At 50.0% G+C, this 22,449-nt stretch carries 20 protein-coding genes; all 20 read left to right on the top strand.

The window, feature by feature from the left end:
- Positions 1 to 81 precede the first annotated feature (81 nt).
- A complete protein-coding gene (gene uvrB / locus AB1L17_RS14415; protein ID WP_412845512.1) occupies positions 82 to 2,058 on the top strand; it encodes an excinuclease ABC subunit UvrB in 1,977 nt (658 codons plus the stop codon).
- A gap of 15 nt (positions 2,059 to 2,073) precedes the next feature.
- Positions 2,074 to 4,941 (top strand): excinuclease ABC subunit UvrA, encoded by a 2,868-nt coding sequence (uvrA, locus tag AB1L17_RS14420; protein ID WP_412845513.1) that lies wholly within the window; start codon positions 2,074 to 2,076, stop codon positions 4,939 to 4,941.
- A gap of 55 nt (positions 4,942 to 4,996) precedes the next feature.
- Positions 4,997 to 5,626: an HD domain-containing protein gene (locus tag AB1L17_RS14425; RefSeq protein ID WP_412845514.1), complete on the top strand. Its 630-nt coding sequence runs from the start codon at positions 4,997 to 4,999 to the stop codon at positions 5,624 to 5,626.
- A 32-nt stretch (positions 5,627 to 5,658) separates the two neighbouring features.
- Positions 5,659 to 6,027 (top strand): phage holin family protein, encoded by a 369-nt coding sequence (locus AB1L17_RS14430; protein WP_412845515.1) that lies wholly within the window; start codon positions 5,659 to 5,661, stop codon positions 6,025 to 6,027.
- Positions 6,028 to 6,168: 141 nt separating this feature from the next.
- Positions 6,169 to 7,104 carry an HPr(Ser) kinase/phosphatase gene (hprK, locus tag AB1L17_RS14435; protein WP_412845516.1) on the top strand — a complete coding sequence of 312 codons (936 nt, stop codon included), beginning with the start codon at positions 6,169 to 6,171 and terminating at the stop codon, positions 7,102 to 7,104.
- Positions 7,105 to 7,119: 15 nt separating this feature from the next.
- Positions 7,120 to 7,620, top strand: a complete 501-nt coding sequence (locus AB1L17_RS14440; RefSeq protein ID WP_412845517.1) for an acyltransferase — start codon at positions 7,120 to 7,122, stop codon at positions 7,618 to 7,620.
- A gap of 180 nt (positions 7,621 to 7,800) precedes the next feature.
- Complete coding sequence (locus AB1L17_RS14445) at positions 7,801 to 8,976, top strand: ATP phosphoribosyltransferase regulatory subunit (protein WP_412845518.1); 1,176 nt, start codon at positions 7,801 to 7,803, stop codon at positions 8,974 to 8,976.
- A 3-nt stretch (positions 8,977 to 8,979) separates the two neighbouring features.
- A complete protein-coding gene (hisG, locus tag AB1L17_RS14450; RefSeq protein WP_412845519.1) occupies positions 8,980 to 9,627 on the top strand; it encodes an ATP phosphoribosyltransferase in 648 nt (215 codons plus the stop codon).
- A 20-nt stretch (positions 9,628 to 9,647) separates the two neighbouring features.
- Positions 9,648 to 10,946, top strand: a complete 1,299-nt coding sequence (gene hisD / locus AB1L17_RS14455) for a histidinol dehydrogenase (protein WP_412845520.1) — start codon at positions 9,648 to 9,650, stop codon at positions 10,944 to 10,946.
- Positions 10,943 to 11,542, top strand: coding sequence for an imidazoleglycerol-phosphate dehydratase HisB (gene hisB, locus AB1L17_RS14460; RefSeq protein ID WP_412845521.1), 600 nt, complete (start codon positions 10,943 to 10,945; stop codon positions 11,540 to 11,542). The genes hisD and hisB overlap by 4 nt, the downstream gene beginning before the upstream one ends.
- Before the next feature lies 1 nt (position 11,543).
- Positions 11,544 to 12,158 (top strand): imidazole glycerol phosphate synthase subunit HisH, encoded by a 615-nt coding sequence (gene hisH / locus AB1L17_RS14465; protein ID WP_412845522.1) that lies wholly within the window; start codon positions 11,544 to 11,546, stop codon positions 12,156 to 12,158.
- Positions 12,155 to 12,904, top strand: a complete 750-nt coding sequence (gene hisA, locus AB1L17_RS14470) for a 1-(5-phosphoribosyl)-5-[(5-phosphoribosylamino)methylideneamino]imidazole-4-carboxamide isomerase (RefSeq protein WP_412845523.1) — start codon at positions 12,155 to 12,157, stop codon at positions 12,902 to 12,904. Before hisH ends, hisA begins: the two co-directional genes overlap by 4 nt.
- Positions 12,894 to 13,652, top strand: a complete 759-nt coding sequence (hisF, locus tag AB1L17_RS14475) for an imidazole glycerol phosphate synthase subunit HisF (RefSeq protein WP_412845524.1) — start codon at positions 12,894 to 12,896, stop codon at positions 13,650 to 13,652. The genes hisA and hisF overlap by 11 nt, the downstream gene beginning before the upstream one ends.
- The gene (gene hisIE, locus AB1L17_RS14480) at positions 13,649 to 14,299 is read left to right on the top strand and encodes a bifunctional phosphoribosyl-AMP cyclohydrolase/phosphoribosyl-ATP diphosphatase HisIE (protein ID WP_412845525.1); all 651 of its coding nucleotides are present in this window, start codon (positions 13,649 to 13,651) and stop codon (positions 14,297 to 14,299) included. Before hisF ends, hisIE begins: the two co-directional genes overlap by 4 nt.
- A 160-nt stretch (positions 14,300 to 14,459) precedes the next feature.
- A complete protein-coding gene (locus AB1L17_RS14485; RefSeq protein ID WP_412845526.1) occupies positions 14,460 to 15,026 on the top strand; it encodes a GNAT family N-acetyltransferase in 567 nt (188 codons plus the stop codon).
- 50 nt (positions 15,027 to 15,076) lie between these two features.
- Positions 15,077 to 17,008, top strand: a complete 1,932-nt coding sequence (locus tag AB1L17_RS14490; RefSeq protein ID WP_412845527.1) for a transporter substrate-binding domain-containing protein — start codon at positions 15,077 to 15,079, stop codon at positions 17,006 to 17,008.
- Positions 16,983 to 18,350: a sigma-54-dependent transcriptional regulator gene (locus AB1L17_RS14495; protein WP_412845528.1), complete on the top strand. Its 1,368-nt coding sequence runs from the start codon at positions 16,983 to 16,985 to the stop codon at positions 18,348 to 18,350. The genes AB1L17_RS14490 and AB1L17_RS14495 overlap by 26 nt, the downstream gene beginning before the upstream one ends.
- Before the next feature lie 183 nt (positions 18,351 to 18,533).
- Complete coding sequence (locus AB1L17_RS14500) at positions 18,534 to 19,535, top strand: TAXI family TRAP transporter solute-binding subunit (RefSeq protein WP_412845529.1); 1,002 nt, start codon at positions 18,534 to 18,536, stop codon at positions 19,533 to 19,535.
- A 37-nt stretch (positions 19,536 to 19,572) separates the two neighbouring features.
- Positions 19,573 to 20,097: a DUF1850 domain-containing protein gene (locus AB1L17_RS14505; RefSeq protein WP_412845530.1), complete on the top strand. Its 525-nt coding sequence runs from the start codon at positions 19,573 to 19,575 to the stop codon at positions 20,095 to 20,097.
- Positions 20,098 to 22,065, top strand: coding sequence for a TRAP transporter permease (locus AB1L17_RS14510; RefSeq protein ID WP_412845531.1), 1,968 nt, complete (start codon positions 20,098 to 20,100; stop codon positions 22,063 to 22,065). It begins immediately after the preceding gene.
- Positions 22,066 to 22,449 lie beyond the last annotated feature (384 nt).

Here is a 22,449-nt window from a genome sequence, read left to right on the forward strand (position 1 = left end):
TCGAATTTTGGGCTTAAACTAGCCGGAATTGTGTTATAATGGAAGTAGAAACAGTCATGCTATGAGGAGATGAACGAGGGAATGGAGCGTTTTGAATTGGTATCGGAGTTTCAACCGTCCGGTGACCAGCCGACCGCCATTGCCGAGCTGGTGGCAGGGTTACAGGCTGGCAAGCGACACCAGACATTATTGGGCGCGACGGGAACGGGAAAGACTTATACGGCTGCTCAGGTAATTGCTCAGGTGAACAAGCCAACACTCGTGATGGCACACAACAAGACTCTGGCAGCTCAGCTATGTGCAGAGTTTAAGGAGTTCTTCCCGAACAACGCGGTGGAATACTTCGTCAGCTACTACGATTACTATCAACCAGAAGCATACATTCCCCAATCGGATACATTTATTGAAAAAGACTCGAGCATTAACGAGGAGATCGACAAGCTCCGTCACTCGGCTACCAGTGCGTTGTTTGAACGCCGAGATGTCATCATTGTTGCCTCCGTCTCCTGCATTTACGGATTGGGTTCGCCTGAGGAGTATCGGGAGTTACTCTTGTCGTTACGCGTCGGCATGGAAACAGGACGGGACGAGATTTTGCATCGCCTGGTCGACATCCAGTACACACGCAATGACATCAACTTTACACGCGGTACATTTCGGGTGCGAGGCGACGTGGTGGAGATTTTCCCTGCCTCTGAAAGTGAGCAGGCGATTCGCGTCGAGTTTTTTGGTGATGAAATTGAACGGATTACTTCCATTGATATACTGACTGGCGAGATTTTGGGACAGCGTGATCACGTTGCCATTTTCCCTAAATCTCACTACGTGACGCGCGAGGAGAAAATGAAGCTGGCTGTCCAAAGCATCGAGGCCGAGCTGGAAGAAAGACTGAAAGAATTCCGTGATGCGGGCAAGCTCTTGGAAGCACAGCGACTGGAGCAACGTACACGGTACGATATCGAGATGATGCTGGAGATGGGCTTTTGCTCTGGTATCGAAAACTACTCGCGCCATCTGACAGGACTGCCTGCCGGGCATGCTCCTTACACCTTGCTGGATTACTTCCCGGATGACTTTATCGTCATGATGGATGAGTCGCATATGACCTTGCCGCAGGTGAGAGGGATGTATAATGGTGACCGAGCCAGGAAGGATGTACTGGTCGAGCATGGATTCCGTCTTCCCTCCGCACGTGATAACCGTCCGCTGAAGTTCGAGGAGTTCGAGGCAAAGCTGAAACAAGCGATCTACATTTCAGCTACACCTGGTCCTTATGAGCTGGAGCACAGCCCGGAAATGGTGCAGCAGGTGATTCGTCCGACAGGCTTGATTGATCCAACGGTCACGGTACGTCCGATCAAGGGACAGATTGACGACTTGATTGGCGAAATTCAAGCAACGATTGCCAAAAATGAGCGTGTTCTCGTCACGACTCTGACGAAGAAAATGTCTGAGGATTTGACGGACTATCTGAAAGAAATCGGAATCAAGGTCCGTTATCTTCACTCGGATATTAAAACGATCGAGCGGATGCAGATTTTACGTTCGTTGCGCTTGGGTGAGTTTGACGTGCTGGTCGGGATCAACCTCTTGCGGGAAGGCTTGGACTTGCCGGAAGTATCACTCGTGGCTATTTTGGATGCAGACAAGGAAGGCTTCCTTCGCAATGAACGCTCGCTGATTCAGACGATTGGTAGGGCTGCGCGGAACGCAGAGGGACGCGTTATCATGTACGCAGACAAAATGACAGATTCGATGACCTCTGCCATTCGGGAGACGGAGCGTCGTCGTTCCATTCAGATGGCGTACAATGAAGAGCACGGTATTACTCCGCAAACGGTGAAAAAGTCCGTCCGCGAAGTGATCGAGGCGACCAAGGTAGCGGAGGAAAAAGCAGATTACTTGCCACATGCAGACTTCAAGAAAATGCCGAAGAAGGATCGCGTGGCTGTCATAGAACGTATGGAAGAAGAAATGAAGGAAGCGGCGCGCAACCTCATGTTCGAGCGTGCGGCCGAATTGCGTGATTTGATTCTTGAGCTGAAGGCGGAACTCTAAGGAGAGGTTTTTTTCATGCCATTAGAACATATTGTTGTAAAGGGTGCACGTGCCCACAATTTAAAAAATGTTGATGTAGTGATTCCGAGGGACAAATTCGTCGTTCTGACGGGTTTGTCTGGCTCGGGTAAGTCCTCGCTCGCTTTTGATACCATTTATGCAGAGGGACAACGCCGTTATGTGGAGTCCTTGTCTGCATACGCCCGTCAATTTCTCGGGCAGATGGACAAGCCGGACGTGGATTCGATTGAGGGACTTTCCCCTGCGATTTCGATTGACCAGAAGACGACGAGCCGCAACCCTCGCTCCACGGTAGGTACGGTTACGGAAATCTACGACTATTTGCGTCTTCTGTATGCACGTGTCGGTAGAGCGGTTTGTCCGGAGCATGGTATCGAGATTCAATCCCAGACCATTGAACAAATGGTCGATCGACTACTGGAGTATCCGGAGCGCACGAGAATGCAAATCCTCGCGCCAATGGTTCAAGGACGTAAGGGAGAGCACGTGAAGCTGCTGGAGGACATCCGCAAGCAGGGCTTTGTTCGTGTGCGGGTCAATGGTGAAATTACCGATTTGTCCGAAGACATCAAGCTGGAAAAGAACAAGAAGCATAACATTGAAGTGGTCGTTGACCGCATCGTCGTAAAGCCGGATGTGCAAGCGCGTCTGGCAGACTCGTTGGAGACAGCGCTACGTTTGGCAGATGGCAAGGTTATCGTCGATGTGATGGAGCAGGAAGAGCTGCTGTTCAGTGAAAAGCATGCTTGCCCGGTTTGTGGATTCTCTATCGGTGAGCTGGAGCCGCGTATTTTCTCCTTTAACAGTCCATTTGGTGCTTGCTCGGAGTGTGACGGATTGGGTGTCAAGCTGGAGGTAGACCCGGATATGGTCGTTCCTGACGTGACGAAGACGCTTAATGACGGGGCGATTGGCGCATGGGAGCCGAAGACCTCTACTTACTATCAACAGCTGCTGGAATCAGCTTGCCGCCACTTTAACATTAAGATGGATGTGCCTTATGAGGAACTTACGGAAGCGCACCGCCAAATCTTGATGTACGGCAGTGAAGGTGAAAAGATTCATTTCCGTTATGAGAACGAGTTCGGGCAGGTGCGCGAGGCGGTTGTACCGTTCGAGGGTGTCGTTATCAACCTGCAACGACGTCATTTGGAGACGAGCTCGGATTACATTCGCGAACAAATCGAAGGCTTCATGAGCCAAAAGCATTGTCCAGTCTGCAAAGGTCAGCGCTTGCGTCAGGAGAGCTTGGCGGTAAAGGTCGGGGAGCGCAGCATTTCCGAGCTGACGACGCTGTCGATCCTCGACGCGCATCAATTTGTAGGTGGACTGGAACTAACAGAGCGAGAAGCGAAGATTGCGAACCTAATCGTGAAGGAAATCTCTGCTCGCCTGAACTTTTTGATTGATGTCGGTCTGGATTACTTGACCTTGAGTCGTGCAGCGGGGACGCTATCCGGGGGAGAAGCGCAAAGGATTCGATTGGCTACGCAGATTGGTTCCAGCCTGATGGGCGTTCTCTACATTTTGGATGAGCCGAGTATCGGATTGCATCAGCGGGATAACGCACGTCTGATCAAGACGTTGGAGCATATGACCAAGCTGGGGAACACCTTGATCGTCGTCGAGCATGACGAGGATACGATGATGGCTTGCGATTACATTATCGATATTGGTCCGGGTGCAGGAATTCATGGCGGTCAAATCGTTGCGGCCGGAACTCCTGAGGAAGTCATGAAGGACCCCAATTCATTGACAGGTGCGTATTTGAGCGGGCGCAAATTCATCCCTGTTCCGATGGAGCGTCGTAAGCCATCGGACAAATGGATCAAGATTGAGGGCGCGAAGGAAAACAACCTGAAGAATGTGAATGCGAAAATTCCATTGGGGCTTTTTGTAGCTGTGACAGGTGTATCTGGCTCAGGAAAAAGTACGCTGATCAACGGAATTTTGCAAAAGACCCTGGCTCGTGATTTGAACAAAGCGAAGGTGAAGCCGGGCGAGCATCGTCGTATCGTGGGACTGGAGCACTTGGACAAAGTGATCGATATCGATCAATCCCCGATCGGGCGGACGCCGCGTTCTAACCCAGCGACTTATACAGGTGTCTTTGACGATATTCGCGATCTGTTTGCGTCTACCAATGAAGCCAAAGTGCGCGGTTACAAAAAAGGTCGCTTCAGCTTTAACGTCAAAGGCGGCCGTTGTGAAGCGTGCAGCGGTGATGGGATTATTAAAATCGAAATGCATTTTTTGCCGGATGTGTATGTACCTTGCGAAGTGTGCCATGGCAAACGCTACAATCGCGAGACGCTCGATGTAAAATACAAAGGCAAGAACATAGCAGATGTGCTGGAAATGACCATTGAGGATGGCGTCGAGTTTTTCCGTAACCTGCCAAAGATTGAGCGCAAGTTACAAACAATTGTAGACGTAGGGCTAGGATACGTAAAGCTGGGGCAGCCTGCTACGACGCTCTCTGGCGGGGAAGCGCAACGGGTCAAGCTCGCTTCCGAGCTGTATCGCCGCAGTACAGGACGTACGCTTTACATTCTGGATGAACCGACAACGGGTCTGCATACAGATGACATTGATCGTTTGTTGAAGGTACTGCAACGATTGGTGGAAAACGGGGAGACGGTCCTTGTCATCGAGCACAATCTCGACGTGATCAAGACGGTTGACTACATCTTGGATTTAGGACCCGAAGGCGGTACGCGTGGTGGAGAGATTATCGGAACGGGAACGCCTGAGGAAGTGGCGAAAATAGAAGGATCGTACACGGGCATATATTTGAAGCCAATTTTGGAACGAGATAAAGAACGGACGAATGCCAAGCTGGAACAATTCGTTTCGAAGTAATTGCTAGACAGCCTCCCTGCTTCAGGGGGGCGTCTTTTGCTAGGGGAGGACAAAGATGGATTATGTGAAGGAAGCTCTCGCAGCACTACCAGCTGATTTGGTGGCAGAAGCACAACAGCGATTCGATGGACAAGACCCTGCTCACGATTGGCAGCACAATTTGCGTGTGATAGCGATGTGCGAGCGAATTGGCCGTGAAGAAGGGGCCCAGATGGATGTTCTCCGTTTTGCTGCCTTGCTCCATGACATTGGGAGAGCGGAAGAACGGCAGACGGGGGAGTGTCATGCTGAAATCAGCGCGAGACAGGCAGCCGAGTGGCTACATGCACGCGGGAAGAGTGACGATTTCATTTCTCGGGTACAGTCCGCGATCCTCGCTCATCGTTTTCGCAAAGAACGTCCTCCCCACACCTTGGAAGACAAAATCTTGTTCGACGCCGACAAGCTGGACTCCATCGGGGCTATTGGAGTCGCGCGTGCTTTTGCTTATACTGGAGTTATTGGGCAACCAATCCAATCGGACGACCCGAATCAGCATACGCCGTATAAGGAATACACGTGGAAGCTGCAACGAATCAAAGATAAGCTTTTTACCAAAACTGCGCAAACGATTGCCGACGAGAGACATCAATTCATGACGCAGTTTTTTGAACAATGGGAGTGGGAAGTGAAGGGGATTCGTTAATTGCTGGTTGAGACTGTAAAGGGGGAGAAGCCATGGCACGTTGGATCATCAAAATGCTTTTGCATGGGGCTGCCCTGCTATTGATCAGCAGTTGGTTCCATTCCATCTATATCGCGAATTTTGTGGTAGCAATGTGGGCTACATTGATTTTGGGGTTGGTCAACACCGTTATTCGGCCAATTCTGTTGTTCTTTACATTCCCTTTGCAAGTATTGACGATTGGCTTGTTCTGGTTTGTCATAAATGCCGTGACGTTTGCCTTGACTGCGTACTTTATTGATGGGTTTGAAGTAGGGCCATGGCCGGACAACATTGGGACAGTCATCGTGGCGGCAGCACTGATGAGTATTTTTGGCTACCTCATTGAAGTCGTGGTTGGCATGAAAAAAGAAAAGAGGTAGCGACCACCTGCGAAAGGCCCCCGAACTCTCTAAGATGAGTTACGGGGGCTTACTTTAATAAGGTTGTCGTATGCACGGAGGTTTGGATACAATAGAGTCACAACCATCGGGACGGAAAATCCCATGTGAGGGGGAAGCTTCATGCGTAAGACGAATGTGAGCCATCTAGTGGACCATTTCAATATGACGATCTTGAGCGGGGAAGAGGGCTTGGGACGTGAAATTACCGTAACAGATTTGAGTCGTCCCGGCCTGCAGTTAGCCGGTTACTATTCGTATTATGCGGAAGAGCGGATTCAATTGTTCGGCTTGACGGAAATCAACTTTTTTCAGACGTTGACCCGAGAGGAACGGCTGGAACGGATGAATTTTCTCATGCAAGGGCAGGTCCCTTGCTTCTGTGTGACTCGCAATCAGATGGTACCTGAAGAGATGATCGACGTTTCTAACCGCTTCGGTGTACCTGTCCTTCAGTCTCCACTGGCAACGACAACGTTAGTCGGGAAAGTAACCAACTTCCTGGAGAATCGTTTGGCTCCAACGACGACCATCCATGGGGTACTCACAGATATATACGGCGTCGGTGTCTTGATTATGGGATCGAGCGGTATCGGGAAGAGTGAAGCTGCACTCGAGCTCGTAAAGCGTGGACATCGATTGGTAGCAGACGACGCAGTCGAAATTCGCCAGACCCAGGGTGGGCAACTAAGCGGTAGCGCTCCTGAGTTGATTCAGCATCTCTTGGAAATCCGTGGTGTGGGGATTATCAACATTATGACGATGTTCGGTGCAGGTGCTGTGCGTAACGTGAAAAACATCGAGATGGTTGTGCAGCTAGAGCTGTGGGAGCCGCACAAAATGTACGAGCGGTTGGGTCTGGATGAGGAAACCTTGAAGATCATGGACACCGAAATCCCGATCATTACCGTACCTGTTCGACCAGGACGAAATTTGGCTGTCATCATTGAGGTAGCGGCGATGAACTTCCGTCTGAAACGGATGGGTTACAACGCAGCGATGCACTTCACACGCAAACAGTCGAATGCCATTTTAGAAGATGCCGATTCTGACTTGTAGGAGAAAGAGACGCATATGAGAAAGACAACCCGTTATCCCGTAAATGGGGTAAACCCGCTTTGGCACATGTATCAAACGGTAAACTTCTTTAAGGTCGTGAAAAATTTTATGGTCATCCAACTTTCCCGGTATACGCCAATTGTCTCGTGGAAGAACTGGATGTACCGCACGTTTTTGCGCATGGAAGTAGGGCAGCATAGTGCGGTTGCGCTGATGGTCATGGTGGATATTATGTTTCCCGAGAAGATCAAGATCGGACGTAATTGCGTGATCGGCTACAATACGACTATACTGGCGCATGAATATTTGATCGATGAATACCGCTTGGGAGAAGTGATTATTGAGGATGCTGTCCTGGTTGGGGCCAACTCTACGATTTTGCCTGGAGTAACGATTGGAAAAGGGGCAATTGTCGCAGCGGGAACGGTTGTTCATAAAGATGTTCCGCCTGGCGCCTTTGTAGGGGGGAACCCCATGCAGCTCATTCGAATGAAAGATTCAGAGGAAGGGACGTAGCGCCTCTTCCATATGTGATGGACCGTCGGGTGTTTACTCTGGCGGTTTTTTTGTTGTTGAATTTTCCGACTATTCTCATCTTGGTTGACCTCCGTTGTTGGTCATGGTAATCTTCTTCATAATACTTTAGTTTGTTACCATATTAGCAGAGTAAAGCGAAACGTAATGGAGGGAACAACGATGGCAAAGCCGTTGGGATTTGAGAAGCCGCTCGGGATGCGGGACATACTGCCGGAATCACTGGCGAAACAACGGCATTTGGAGCGGGAGCTGCGGCAATGTATTGAGAGATGGGGCTATGACGAAATATCCACACCTTCTCTGGAATACTTCGACACGGTAGGAGCAGCAAGTGCGACACTGACAGACCGGATGTTTCGTCTTCTGGATAAACAAGGGCACACCGTAGTCCTTCGACCGGACATGACAACGCCGATCGCACGCGTTGTTTCCTCTCTTTATAAAGATGTTCCACTGCCGATACGGCTGTATTACCAGGCGAATGTGTTTCGTGCACAGGAAAAAGAAGCGGGGCGGAATGCAGAGTTTTCACAAACGGGGATCGAGCTGATCGGAGATGCGTCTGTTGATGCTGATGCAGAGGCAATTGCGCTTGCTGTGTTTTGCCTACGGGCGGCGGGTGTTGAGACGTTTCGCATTGCCATCGGGCATGTTGATTTCGTAGACGGTCTTTTGGAGGAAGAGATTGAGGAAGAGTATGCTCGCAATCAATTCCGCCAGTTTTTGTACGAGCGGGACTTCGTAGGCTTCCGGCAACTACTTGCAACGGTAGACATCTCTACAGAATCAAAAGACCGATTGGAATCCTTGCTACGCCTTCAAGGAGGAAAAGGGAAGATCGAGGTAGCCCGTGCACTGGCGGGCAACGGAAAAGCTAGGCGGGCAGTCGAGACAATTGCTTCCTTGTGGGAGTCGTTAGAAGCCTACGGGGTGACGGAAGATTTGTTGATCGATTTCAATCTGATCATCAATTTGAACTACTACACAGGTGTCGTTTTCGAAGGATACGCCGCAGACTTGGGCTCCCCGCTCTTGGGCGGAGGACGCTACGATCAACTGTTGTCCCAGTTTGGGCGTGCTGCATCCGCTACGGGCTTTGCGATCAAGATGGATCGTCTGCTACAGGTCACTCCTTTCGTTAAAAGGCAAGCACCAGCGCGCGTATTGCTCGTTTACACCGAGGATTGCCGCAGCGCCGCGTTGGCAGAGGCCAGGTTATTGCGTGAGGGCGGGCTGGTGGTGGTGACACGTCTCGTGACTATGATCGATAAGAGACAGGTTGAACAAGAAGTGGGATATACCAAGGTCATTTGCATGACAAAACAGGAGGAGTAGGAGATGGCACTCACCAAAAACGACCAAAAGCTGACGATTGCCATGCCAAAAGGGCGGATTTTTGAAGAGGCCGTCCACTTCCTTCAGCAGGCGGGCTTGCAAGTCACAGCAGAGCTGCAAGATTCTCGCAAACTGATCATCCCTGTAGAAAATACCCAGCTAGAATTCATTATGGCGAAGCCTACTGATGTTCCTACTTATGTAGAGTATGGGGTGGCCGATGTTGGTGTGGTCGGCAAGGATGTTTTATTGGAGGAAGAACGAGATGTTTACGAGCTGCTTGATTTGCATATTGGCTATTGCCGCATGATGGTAGCGGGTCTACCAGATTGGAAGCCGACCGAAGCGCTACGTGTTGCGACGAAATATCCGAAGATTGCGTCACGTTATTTCCGTGAGCAGGGTCAGCAGGTTGAAGTTATCAAGCTGAATGGCTCAGTGGAGCTCGCCCCGATGATTGGACTAGCTGACCGGATTGTAGATATTGTTTCGACGGGCAGGACCTTGCGGGAAAACGGACTGGTCGAGCTGGAGCATATTTGCGAAATTACGACGAGGCTGATTGCGAATCGAGCCAGCTATCGGATGAAAAGTGAAGCGGTGGACGATATCGCCGGAAAATTTTTAGAGGTCGTTCCTCGCGGGAACTAGAAAAAAAAGGGGAGACAGCTATGCGAATCATGTCAGCCAGCCAATATGACGGGAAGCGATCTGTAGACGCGGGAACCAGAGAGCAGCAAGAAGCGGTAAAGGCCATCCTTACATTGGTTCGTCAGCAAGGGGACGAAGCGCTGCGCTATTACACGGAACGGTTTGATCGTGTTCTTCTGCAAAACTTCCGCGTGAGCGAAGCCGAATTTGCTGAAGCAAGTGAGCTCGTTTCTCCACAAGTAAAGGCAGCATTGGGGGAAGCAGCCGAAAATATTCGATCGTTTCACGAACGTCAGGTGCGTCAGTCCTGGTTTTCCACCAAAGAGAGTGGAACCCTGCTCGGTCAGTTGATACGTCCGTTGCAGCGCGTTGGATTATATGTGCCAGGCGGAACGGCAGCCTATCCTTCCAGCGTATTGATGAATGCTATCCCTGCCAAAATTGCAGGTGTTCCAGAAGTCGTCATTACGACACCGCCAGGAGCGGATGGGAAAATCAACCCGGCGATACTCGTTGCGGCCCAGATTGCAGGGGTAACGGAGATATACAAGGTAGGCGGTGCGCAGGCGGTCGCGGCACTGACCTACGGAACAGAGCAAATCAAGGCAGTCGATAAAATCGTTGGCCCCGGCAATATTTTCGTGGCGCTGGCGAAGCGAGAAGTATTCGGATTGGTCAGCATCGATATGGTGGCAGGGCCTAGTGAAATTGCTGTGATTGCAGATGAAACAGCCAATCCGCGTTACATTGCAGCAGATCTTCTGTCTCAGGCGGAGCACGATCCGATGTCCGCCGCGATTTTGGTCACGACATCGCAAGTGTTGGCGGAGCAGGTCTCACAGGAAGTCGAGCGACAGTTAGCAGATCTTCCACGCAAATCCATTGCAGAAGCGGCGATACGTGACTACGGCGTCATTTTACTCGTCGACGATTTGGATGAAGGGTTTGCTGCCATTAACCGTATCGCTCCCGAGCATCTGGAGATCATGATTGCGGAGCCGTTTGAACAGCTCGGAAAAGTGGAGAATGCAGGTGCTATCTTCCTCGGCCCATACAGCTCAGAGCCGGTCGGCGATTATTTTGCCGGGACCAATCATGTGATTCCTACGAATGGAACGGCGCGTTTTTCCTCGCCATTATCCGTGGATGATTTTATCAAGAAGTCGAGCGTCGTTTCCTACAGCAAACGAGATTTACGAGAAAATGGACATAAAATCGTGGCACTGGCTGAGCAGGAAGGGCTGACTGGACACGGACGAGCGATCCTTGCACGATTGCGAGATTTTGAGAGCGAAGAGCAGGAGGGTGAAAAGAGATGAGTGAAGGGAAACAACGTGTAGCACAGATCGAACGCAATACGAATGAGACGCAGATCGCGCTTTCCTTTGGTGTCGATGGTGCAGGAGAGAGCAAACAGAATTCGGGTGTTCCTTTTTTGGATCACATGCTAGACCTGTTTACCCGACACGGACATTTTGACCTGACTGTCAAGGCAAAGGGAGATATCGAGATCGACTACCATCACACAGTGGAGGATATCGGGATTTGTCTCGGGCATGCTCTGCGAGAAGCACTGGGAGACAAGAAGGGCATCAAGCGATATGGAAATGCATTTGTCCCGATGGATGACGCGCTCGCTCAAGTCGTCATTGATATTAGCAACCGTCCTCACTTGGAGTATCGCGCTACTTATCCTACCAATATGGTTGGGCAGTTCCCGACTGAGCTGGTGCATGAATTTTTGTGGAAGCTCGCATTGGAGGCGCGGATCAATCTGCATGTGATCTTGCACTACGGTCACAATACGCACCACATGATCGAGGCGATTTTCAAAGCGCTGGGCCGTGCATTGGACGAAGCGACGACGATCGATCCACGTGTAAAAGGGGTTCCGTCGACAAAAGGGGTTTTGTAGCATGATCGGCATCATTGATTACGGCATGGGGAATTTGTACAGCTTGAGCAAGGCATTGGAGAGACTGGGTTATTCTTACGAGTTCGTCTCGGGTGCAGAGCGCCTGCAAGATTACAGCGGGTTGATTTTGCCGGGAGTCGGGGCGTTCGGGGATGCTATTCACAACATACGCGAGCTCGGATTGGAGCAAGCAATCGAAGGCTACGTAGCTTCAGGTCGTCCGATCCTGGGCATTTGCCTCGGGATGCAGCTCTTGTTTGAGAAAAGTACGGAGCATGGCGAGCATACCGGGTTGGGACTACTCGGTGGTGAGGCGGTTCGTTTTCATGGAGATTTCAAGGTACCGCACATGGGCTGGAATCAATTGCAAATCAAGCAAAACCACCCATTGCTAGACGGCGTACAGGCTGGCGATTACGTATATTTCGTCCATTCGTATCACGTCCTGTGCCAGTCAGATGTTTTGCTAGCGACGAGCGATTATTACCAGGAGGTCACAGCTATTGTAGGGCGCGACAACGTATACGGCATGCAGTTTCACCCGGAAAAGAGCGGAGAGACCGGAATGGAGCTGCTGCGCAACTTTGCCGTTCAATGCGAGGGGGTTTTGACATGAGCTTTATCGTTTATCCGGCGATCGATATTCGCGGGGGCAAATGTGTTCGGCTTTTCCAAGGAGATTACGGGCAGGAGACGGTGTACGCCGATTCGCCGCTCGCGATGGCAAAACGCTGGGTAGAGCAGGGGGCATCCTGGGTACATCTCGTAGATCTGGACGGGGCAAAGGAAGGGAAGCCCGCGAACGCAGCGCTGATCAAAGAGATAGCGCGTTCGATCCCTGTTCCGGTGCAGGTGGGAGGCGGTATTCGAACAGAAGTACAGATCGCTGATTACCTGGAAGCGGGAGTCGCGCGCGTAATCGTAGGGACGGCTGCTATCGAAGACGAGCCTTTTACGCAGCGAATTCTCCAAAACTATGGGGACAAAATCGCGATCGGTCTGGATTGCCGAAATGGACTGGTGGCCACAAGAGGCTGGCTGACCACGACGGATGTGCAAGCGACTGAGCTGGCCAAAAGGCTGGTTGCGTATGGGGCGGAGACGTTTATTTACACTGATATCGCCCGCGATGGCACGATGACGGGGCCCAATGTAGAAGAAATTGCAGCGTTGGCGGTTGCTACAGGCAAATCGGTCATTGCCTCAGGCGGCGTCAGCCAATTGGACGATTTGTTGACGCTGGCTGCCCATGCTTCAGACGGAGTCTCTGGCGCTATTGTCGGTAAAGCACTCTACACGGATGCTTTTACTTTGGAAGAAGCGCTCCGGCGGATGGAGGTGCGTGAATCGCATGCTGGCTAAAAGAATTATCCCGTGCCTGGATGTAAAAGACGGACGAGTGGTAAAAGGTGTGCAGTTCGTCGGGTTGCGCGATGCAGGAGACCCGGTTGAGCTGGCCAAAAAGTATAGCGAAGAGAGAGCAGACGAGCTGATTTTTCTCGACATTTCTGCGTCCCACGAAGGGCGCAAGACGATGGTGGATGTCATTGAGAAAACGGCCGCGAACATTACGATTCCTTTCACGGTTGGCGGTGGCATTAACAGCGTCGACGATATGAAAACGATATTGCGTGCGGGTGCAGACAAAATCTCGTTAAATACAGCAGCTGTTTTGCGTCCCGATTTGATACGCGAGGGAGCGACGGTCTTTGGCTCACAATGTATTGTCGTGGCGATAGACGCAAGAAGTGTTGGAGAGGATCGCTGGGAAGTGTATACCCACGGCGGACGGAATGCAACGGGGAGAGACGTCATCCGTTGGGCGCAGGAGGCAGAAGCGCTCGGAGCGGGAGAAATCCTTTTGACCAGCATGGACGACGATGGGGAAAAGAAAGGCTTTGGACTCGAATTGACCAAGCGAGTATCAGAAGCGGTAGGGATTCCGGTCATTGCTTCTGGTGGAGCGGGCTCAAAGGAACACTTTTACGATGTGCTGACGCAAGGAAAGGCAGATGCTGCGCTGGCCGCCTCCATTTTTCACTATGACGAGACGTCGATTCATTCAGTCAAAGAGTATTTGCAAACCAAAGGAGTTGTCGTGCGGCCATGACAGGAGCAGAAGAGCTTGCGGTGGAAAAATTGCGTTTTGACGAGAATGGCTTACTCCCTGTCATCGTGCAGGATGCCGGAAGCAAGACAGTCTTGACGCTTGCCTATATGAATGAAGAATCGCTACAGAAATCATTGGCGACAAAAGAAACATGGTTTTGGAGCCGTTCCAGACAAGAGTTGTGGCACAAGGGTGAGACGTCTGGCAATACACAGCGGATCGTCTCTATGCGGTATGATTGTGACGGGGATGCGCTCGTTGTGTTGGTCGAGCCGAATGGACCTGCTTGTCATACAGGAGCTTACAGCTGTTTCTCGACGGATGTTCTCCCACATACAGTTGGGCCGGTACAAACGGAGCGGGCAGACCGCTTTGCGATTTTGAGTGAGCTGGAGGAACTGATTGCTGCGCGGGAGGCAGAGCGCCCGGAAGGCTCCTACACCACCTATTTGTTTGAAAAAGGCGTAGACAAAATCCTGAAAAAGGTCGGGGAAGAAGCTGCCGAGGTCATTATTGCAGCGAAAAATCGTAGTCGTGAGGAGCTGCAGTATGAGGCTTCGGATCTGATTTTTCACTTGATGGTTCTATTGCGGGAGCAAAAGCTGCCGCTGGATGAAGTGCTGACGGAGCTACAAAGGCGCCGATAACAGCAAACAGCAATAACCACCTCTGTTTCCAGAGTGTGGTTTTTTTGCTAGAATAAACGATATCTTACATCGAAAGGTGTGGTGACCATGAACAAATTCAACTTCACTTCAAACCAAGCAAACTTATCGATCAAACACCATTCGAAGGGTAGGATCCGAAATGATCAAAGGGAACTTAGTAGAATTACGACCAGTTATTGCTGAAGATATGGAGAGGCTGTTCCATTGGCGCAACGATCAGGAAGCGGCTAAATGGGCAGCGGGCTCAAGCTTGGCGACATATAGCTATGTATCACTCGACTCGCTCAAAGCGATGTATGAGGAAAACGTTCGCGCCGCAAGACCAGCTGATAAATTAAACGGATTTGTATTCTCTGTCTATACCTTGGATGGAGAGCACATCGGCAATTGCGATTACCGAGATGTGAATCTGGTTACGCGAACAGCGACGATTGGCATTGCGATCATGGCGAAAGAGTATTGGAGCAAAGGCTACGGAACTGATACGTTGCGACTCCTGCTCGATTTTCTCTTTTCTAAGCTGAACTTGAATCGAGTGCAGCTGGATACGTGGAGCGGAAATACTCGTGCGATTCGCGCTTATGAAAAATCGGGCTTTGTTATAGAAGGACGACTGCGCCAAAATGAATATGTAGATGGGCAGTATTACGACACCGTCATGATGGGGCTGCTGCGCGAAGAGTTTTACCAGCAGACAAAGGAATAGGTCCCCTGTTTTTGGTTTAGCTAATGCACATGTATAGAGGGGGAATGTGTTTGCGTTATAGAAGAGGGCATTGGTTGATCCTTCTGTTTTTCTTGATCGGTTTGTTTCCCGAGATAGCCAAAGCGGAGGAGAAAATCGTACGCGTTGCCTTTGACAAATCTCTCCCCCCTTTTTCTTCGATGGAGCCAGATGGCGAATTTATAGGTTTTACGATTGACTTAATCAGGGAGATCGCAAGCCAAAATGATTGGAAGCTAGAGTACGTGCCATTGGAATGGGAAGAGGCAGTTGCTGCATTGCACGCGGGTAAAGTGGACGTCCTTTTGGGAATGAAGTACACCAATCGATACGATCAAGTCTTTGATTTTAGTGAATCGTTTTTTACGATGTCTGAGGTGCTGCTCGTCCCGCGTGATGACCAAGAGATCTACACCTTGAACCAGCTATCGGAAAAAGTAGTCGCTGTACAGCGAGCCCATACGAGTATAGATTTGCTCGAAAGTGTCAGAAGAGTGAAAATGATCGTTTCATTCAGTCAAAAGGAAGCGTTGGCGAATCTGACTCGCGGGCGGGCAGATGCGTTCCTCGGAAACCGCTGGACGGCTGAGCATATTTTGCGCAAAGAAAATCGTTGGGAAGACTATTCGATGCGCTCTGGACTCATTAATCCGACTGATTACGCATTCGCGGTGAGAGAAGGACATTCGGAGCTGCTGGACAAGCTCAATGAAGGGCTGAATCAGCTCTATCGCGACGGAAGCTATACGCGTTTGTATAGTCACTATTTTGAACCGTATTCTCCTCATGTAACGGACTGGTGGCGTAAGCTGGTCATCGGCTTGCTGCTTGTTTTGGCAGTTGGGATCGTGTCTTTACTGACCTTCATTTTATGGAATAAAAGGCTGAAGGCGGAGGTTAAAAGACGGACGGCTGAATTGGCGGATGTGATGGTATTTCAACGGAAGGTGCTGGATCATACGGATAGTGCGATTCTTTCACTCGACACCCAAGGGTACATCACGTTGGTAAATCAGGTAGCGATAGGGATGCTGCCAAAACAAGGAGAGATTTTGGGGCGCCATGTCCTCGACGTCCTTCCTCAGCTGCCGTGGGAAGCCTGTTGTTTGGATCGCAGCCGGCATTATGAAGGAGAAATCCATGACGAGCAGTCCTCTGTTTTTCATTATTATGTGGCTCCCTTTCTCAATGCCGTGTCGGAGCATGTGGGGTGGATTGTCACCGTCCAGGATCGAACGGAACAAAAAAGAATGCAGTCACGTCTGATCTCTCAAGAGAAAATGCGGGCATTGGGGCAATTAGTGGCGGGAATCGCACATGAACTACGTAATCCGTTGACGGCTGTGAAAACATTCGTTGAGCTATTACCGAAAAAGGTGGACGACCCGCGTTTTCGCCAGGAATTGCTTCGTTTTGTACCCGAGGAATTGGAGCGAATGAATCGGATCGTCGAGGAGCTGCTTGATTATTCCCGTTCCAAGCCACTCCATATTCAGAGCACGAGTGTGGCAGACCTGGTTCATTCGGTCATCGGACTGTTTGCCAGACGATTTGAGAGTGAGCAAGTCAATATTGTGGTCGATATCTCGGATCAACTGGAAATACAGGTAGATCGGGGCAGAATCAAGCAGGTGCTGATCAACCTGGTGCTAAATGCGCTGGAGGCGATGACAGCGAGCACTGGGAAGCAGCTGCGGATAAAGGCTGGTAACAAAAGAGACGGTGTATGGGTCGCGATATCAGACACGGGTGAAGGTATGCAAAAGGAACAGCAATCGCGACTGTTCGAACCGTTTTATACCACCAAGTCTCAAGGGATTGGTCTGGGCTTGTACGTAAGCCAGAAGATTATGCGTGAACACAGCGGACGGCTGGAGGTAAGCAGTGTTACGCAAGTAGGTACGACGTTTACACTGCGTTTTGGACAGGAGGCTCGCGATGCAGAAGCTGTTAATTGTCGATGATGAACCTTCTATTTGCGTTTCGTTGTCGTTTGCGTTAGAGGATGACTACCACATATGGACGGCGCACGATGCTGACGCTGCTCTGGCGATCGTTCACACCGAAGAAATAGATTGTGTGCTTCTCGACCAGAGCTTAGGTGCTACCAGCGGTTTGGCGTTGCTCCCTCAAGTAAAGGCGCTACGCCCGGAGATCACCGTGATTATGATGACGGCCTATGGTACGATCGAGTCCTCGGTAGAAGCGATCAAGGCAGGTGCCTATCATTATTTAACCAAGCCCCTGCATCTGGAAGAGGTCAAGCACTTGCTGGACAAGGCAATGGAGCATCAGCATTTGCATCGCCAGGTCCAAGCATTGCGTGAGCAAATTCACCAAAAGCAATCCTACGCAGGAATCCTTGGCAAAAGCCCAGTGATGGAAAAGCTGTTTCACTTGATCGAAAAGGTAAAAGATATTTCCTCCAGCATATTAATTACGGGGGAGAGCGGGACGGGAAAGGAACTGGTCGCTCGGGCGATTCATCACGAGGGGAATCGCAGGCACGCTCCTTTTTCTGTCATCAATTGTGCGGCGATTCCGGAGGCATTGCTGGAAAGCGAGCTGTTTGGCTATGAAAAAGGGACGTTTACCGGAGCGTATCAAAGCAAAAAGGGATTGTTCGAACGCTCTCACGGTGGCACGGTGTTCCTCGATGAAATAGGAGAGATGCCACTTTCTCTGCAAGCAAAGCTGCTGCGTGTCATTCAGGAAAAGCGCGTTACTCCATTGGGTGGATACGACGCCAAGGAAGTCGATATTCGGATTATTGCTGCGACGAATCGGCAGCTGGAAGCAGAAGTGGCATGCGGAGCGTTTCGAGAGGATTTGTTTTATCGGCTCAATGTGATTCCGATTCGTACACCACCTCTGCGCGAAAGAATCGACGATATTCCGCTGTTGCTTGAACATTTTCTCCAGCGTACAGCTGCGGAAATGGGAAAAGGGCCGAAGTCATTAGCACCGGAAGCGAGAAAATGGCTGTACGGTTACACGTTTCCCGGCAATGTACGAGAATTGGCGAATATCGTGGAATATGCGGTGGCACTTTCCCATGGGGACGTGTTGACGCTGGAGGATTTTCCTCCCGCACTATTTGCGCGACAAGGCAATGGGCGGCCATTTCAGACGAGTAAAAACGAGCTGACGATACCCGAAGGCAGTACGCTAGAAGAGGCGGAGCGGCGAGTGATTCTGCACACACTGGAAAAAAACAGCGGTCATCGGAAAAAGACAGCCGATCAATTGGAAATCAGTGAGCGAGGCTTACGGCAAAAGCTGAAACAATATATGGAGAGACAATAGTGTGATGATCCGGCAAAAAATTCCGCATCGACGGGACTTTTTTGCCGGATTTTTATTAAAATCCCCATGATGGATTGAAAGAAGAAGGAGCGGGCTTGTCTTCTCCACGTTGGCATAATAGTTGCTACTAACAGATGAATGTAAGCGGTTCCATTTCGCGTAAATAGAAGGGGGTATATGAGTATGATTCGTAACAAAATGCTGTCGATTTTGACGTCCGCACTACTTGTTCTTACAGTGACAGCATGTGGAGGGCAGCCTGCCGCTTCTCCAAATGCAGCATCAGGAAGTGGCGGTGGGAGTGAACAAAATTTTCTCACGATAGCGACAGGTGGCAGTTCCGGGCCCTACTACACGTTAGGTGGAGCGATGGCGAAAATCTACAAGGATAAGCTCGGGTACAATGCCTCTGTTCAGTCCACGGGAGCGTCTGTTGAAAACATTAACCTGATCAAAACGAAAAAGGCAGATGTGGCGTTCGTGATGTCAGACGTAACGACTTTTGCTTATGCGGGTCAAGAAAATTTCAAAGAGGGCGGGGCTATCAAAGACCTTCGTGCATTGGCTGGGTTGTACCTCAATTACGTACAGATCGTGACATTGAAGGACCGCAATATTAAATCTGTTGCTGATTTGAAAGGAAAGCGGGTTGGGGTGGGAGCTCCTAACTCTGGCGTAGAAGTAAATGCGCGCATGGTACTGGCTGGTCATGGAATTACGTACGACGATATCAAGGCTGACTTTTTGTCTTACGCGGAAGCAATTGAGCAGTTGAAAAACAATACGATTGATGCAGCGTTTGTTACCTCAGGTCTTCCGAACTCGGCCGTCATCGATCTGGGAACGACGAAGGATGTGGAGATTGTTCCGATTCAGAAGGCTGATGTAGACAAAATGGCACAGCAGTATCCGTTCTTTGTGTCGGCGGAGATTCCGGCAGGTGTGTATAAGAATGAACAGCCGGTTCAGACTGCGGCGATTCGCAATATTCTGCTCGTACGCAGCGATTTGTCTGACGAACAAGTGTACAAGCTTACGAAAACATTCTTTGAAGAAATGGAAACGTTGCGTTCAGCGCATAGTGCAGCCAAGGAAGTGGATGTAAAAGAGGCGGCGAAAAACTTGGTTGTCCCTCTTCATCCGGGTGCAGAAAAGTACTACAAGGAAGTAGGGGCATTGAACTGATCGATGCTTTTGTATGAAGGAAACGGGGGTAGGGACGATGCACATCTGGAAAATTTGGCGAACCCGCTTACTCCTTTTGGTTGCGGCGGGGCTCATGCTTATCGGGCCCCGTCCGTATTTGGAATTACGTGACTTTCATCGACAAGAAATGATCGGCGTGGTGCCTGTCAGCTTGCAGGACCGTTTTCAGATGGAGTGGATTCATTCCGTGGAACTGACCCCGTGGAGAGAGACGTATCGGGTAGTAGGATTCTCCGGGATGGAATTGGCCGAGACTTCTTTTCGGTCGTTTGGTGCAGGAGTCCCGGCCAATTTTTCGGATCGACCAAGTGTCCACATGTCTGTCGATGACGGTTGGATCACAATTTCAGGGCTGCAAGAACAGCGCGATCGCGTCTTGTATTTGATCACTCGCAATGACTACATGCTCACCGTACGAGACCAGACATGGCCACTGGTTACGGTATTGCCTCTAGGGACGTCGCTAGAGCTGTCGGTCAAATGGTTTCCGTGGTGGTACGGTTACATCTACAGCCTGGAAAAGAAGGAGAGTAATGCATAGATGGATGCACAAGTGAAACTGCCTGATGCCGATGAAATCAAAATCAACGAAGATAAGGCACAAGCCATTTTACAAGAATACGACAAAGAATCCGGGTATCGTGTTTTCCAGAAAAAATGGCTGTGCATCCTCGTGTCAGTCATAGCTGTTGCTTTTGCCTTGTACCATATGTATGCAGTGTACGCCGTTCCGTTTGTGACGTTACAGCATCGTTCACTCCACGTTGCTGTCGTATTATGTCTGATCTTTTTGCTATACCCCGGCTGGAAAAAGGCATCACGTAAATCGTTGTCTTTGCTGGATGGGGTGTTGGCGATTGTTGCGCTCGGTACTGCTGGATACATTTTTGTTTATTACATGGAGATCGTGAATCGAGGAGGTATTCCTTCTACCCTGGATGTCGTTTTTGCAGCGATCACGTGTATTCTGGTGCTGGAAGCCTCGCGTCGAGTGGCGGGGTGGGAATTGACGGCGATGGCTCTGATTTTCGTCATATATGCTTACATCGGTCCGTACTTACCTGGGGATTTTGGGCACCGCGGGTATACGTTCAGTGATATCGTCAATTATATGTACGTCACGACAGAAGGTATTTTCGGTGATGCAACCGCAGTATCTGCCTCTTTTATTATTTTGTTCATTATCTTTGGTGCCTTTTTATCGAAGTCAGGGATGGGAACGCTGTTTAATGACCTCTCTCTATCACTTGCAGGAAACTCGAAGGGGGGACCGGCAAAGGTAGGGGTGATCGCGAGTGCAGTTCATGGATCTATTAATGGATCGGCTGTGGCAAGTGTGGTGACGACAGGCTCGTTTACGATTCCAATGATGAAACGTGTTGGTTATAAACCCGAATTTGCGGCGGGGGTAGAAGCCACCGCAGCAGTCGGAGGGCAAATTTTGCCGCCAATCATGGGAGCCGCTGCTTTCATAATGGCAGAGACTTTGGGTGTTCCTTATATCTCCATCGCGATTGCGGCTCTTATTCCAGCGATGATGTACTATTTCGGATTGCTGGTTCAGGTGCATTTGCGTGCGGATCGTGATAATTTGCAAGGGTTAAGCAAAAGTGAACTGCCGAAAATTCATGACGTACTGCGTGAGCGTGGGCATCTGTTATTGCCGCTCATTATGCTGGTCGTCCTGTTAATATGGGGGTTTTCGCCTACGCTGGTAGCCGTGTTTACAATTATCGCTACCATCGTTGTTGCTGCATTTCGCAAATCTAGTAGAATGAACTTCCGCGATATTTTGCAAGCATTGGAGAGTGGCGTGCGAGATTCGCTCGGAGTGGCGGTAGCGTGTGCGGCGGTCGGAATTACCGTAGGAGTATTCAGTTTAACGGGATTAGGCTTGAAGCTGGCTAATATTATTTTGATGATGGGCTCGGGAAGCTTGTTTATGACTTTGCTGTTTACGATGATTGCTTCTATCATTTTGGGGCTGGGTCTTCCTTCTATTCCTTGCTATATCATTACAGCAACGATGGCTGCACCCGCACTCGCTACCTATGGCATCGATCCGCTTGCTGCTCATCTTTTCGTCTTTTACTTCGGGGCGATTGCCAATCTGACACCACCTATTGCACTGGCAGCCTTCGCAGGGGCAGGGATTGCTGGCTCAGATCCTCAACGAACGGGCTGGGTTTCCTGCAAGCTGGCCTTGGCTGGATTCATTGTTCCATTCATATTCATTTACAAACCGGCGATGCTCATACACGATGCCAATGTAGTAGATATCATCATCGCTACGGGAACAACTGCTCTGGCGGTTATGGCATTGGCTGCTGCAACGGAAGGATTCGTGTTTGCTCGTCTTAACTGGTTGCTGAGAGTTGTGTTAATCGCAGGGGGGATATTGCTTATCTTCCCAGAGTGGTTGGCTATGGGAGCAGGACTGACGCTCATGGCTGGCGTAGGAATCTTTCAATTTCTCAAGAAAAGAAATGGGTATGTGGTCCAAACATGAATTTAGTAGAGTAGATGTATGTGAAGAGCGAGGAATTTCTCGCTCTTTTTCCTTGTGTACCGCGACATTTGAGCGGTTTCTAGTTTATCGATAAAAAAACTTTTAAAATTACTCTTGATTTAGGGTTTTATATGTGATAGATTATTCCTTGTCGCCAAGAACGACGACAAAATACGAGAAAAGAAAACGAGATTCGATGAAAAAAACTTCTTGACTCGTAAACAACGAACGTGATAAGATGTAAAACGTTCGACAAAAAATGCTCTTTGAAAACTGAACAGCGAAAGCGTTAATGAGTCTATCATTAAAATGATTTGCCAGCTTTGAACCAGTAACAAACTTTATTGGAGAGTTTGATCCTGGCTCAGGACGAACGCTGGCGGC

Source organism: Brevibacillus jepli (assembly GCF_047229145.1).
Classification (GTDB): domain Bacteria; phylum Bacillota; class Bacilli; order Brevibacillales; family Brevibacillaceae; genus Brevibacillus.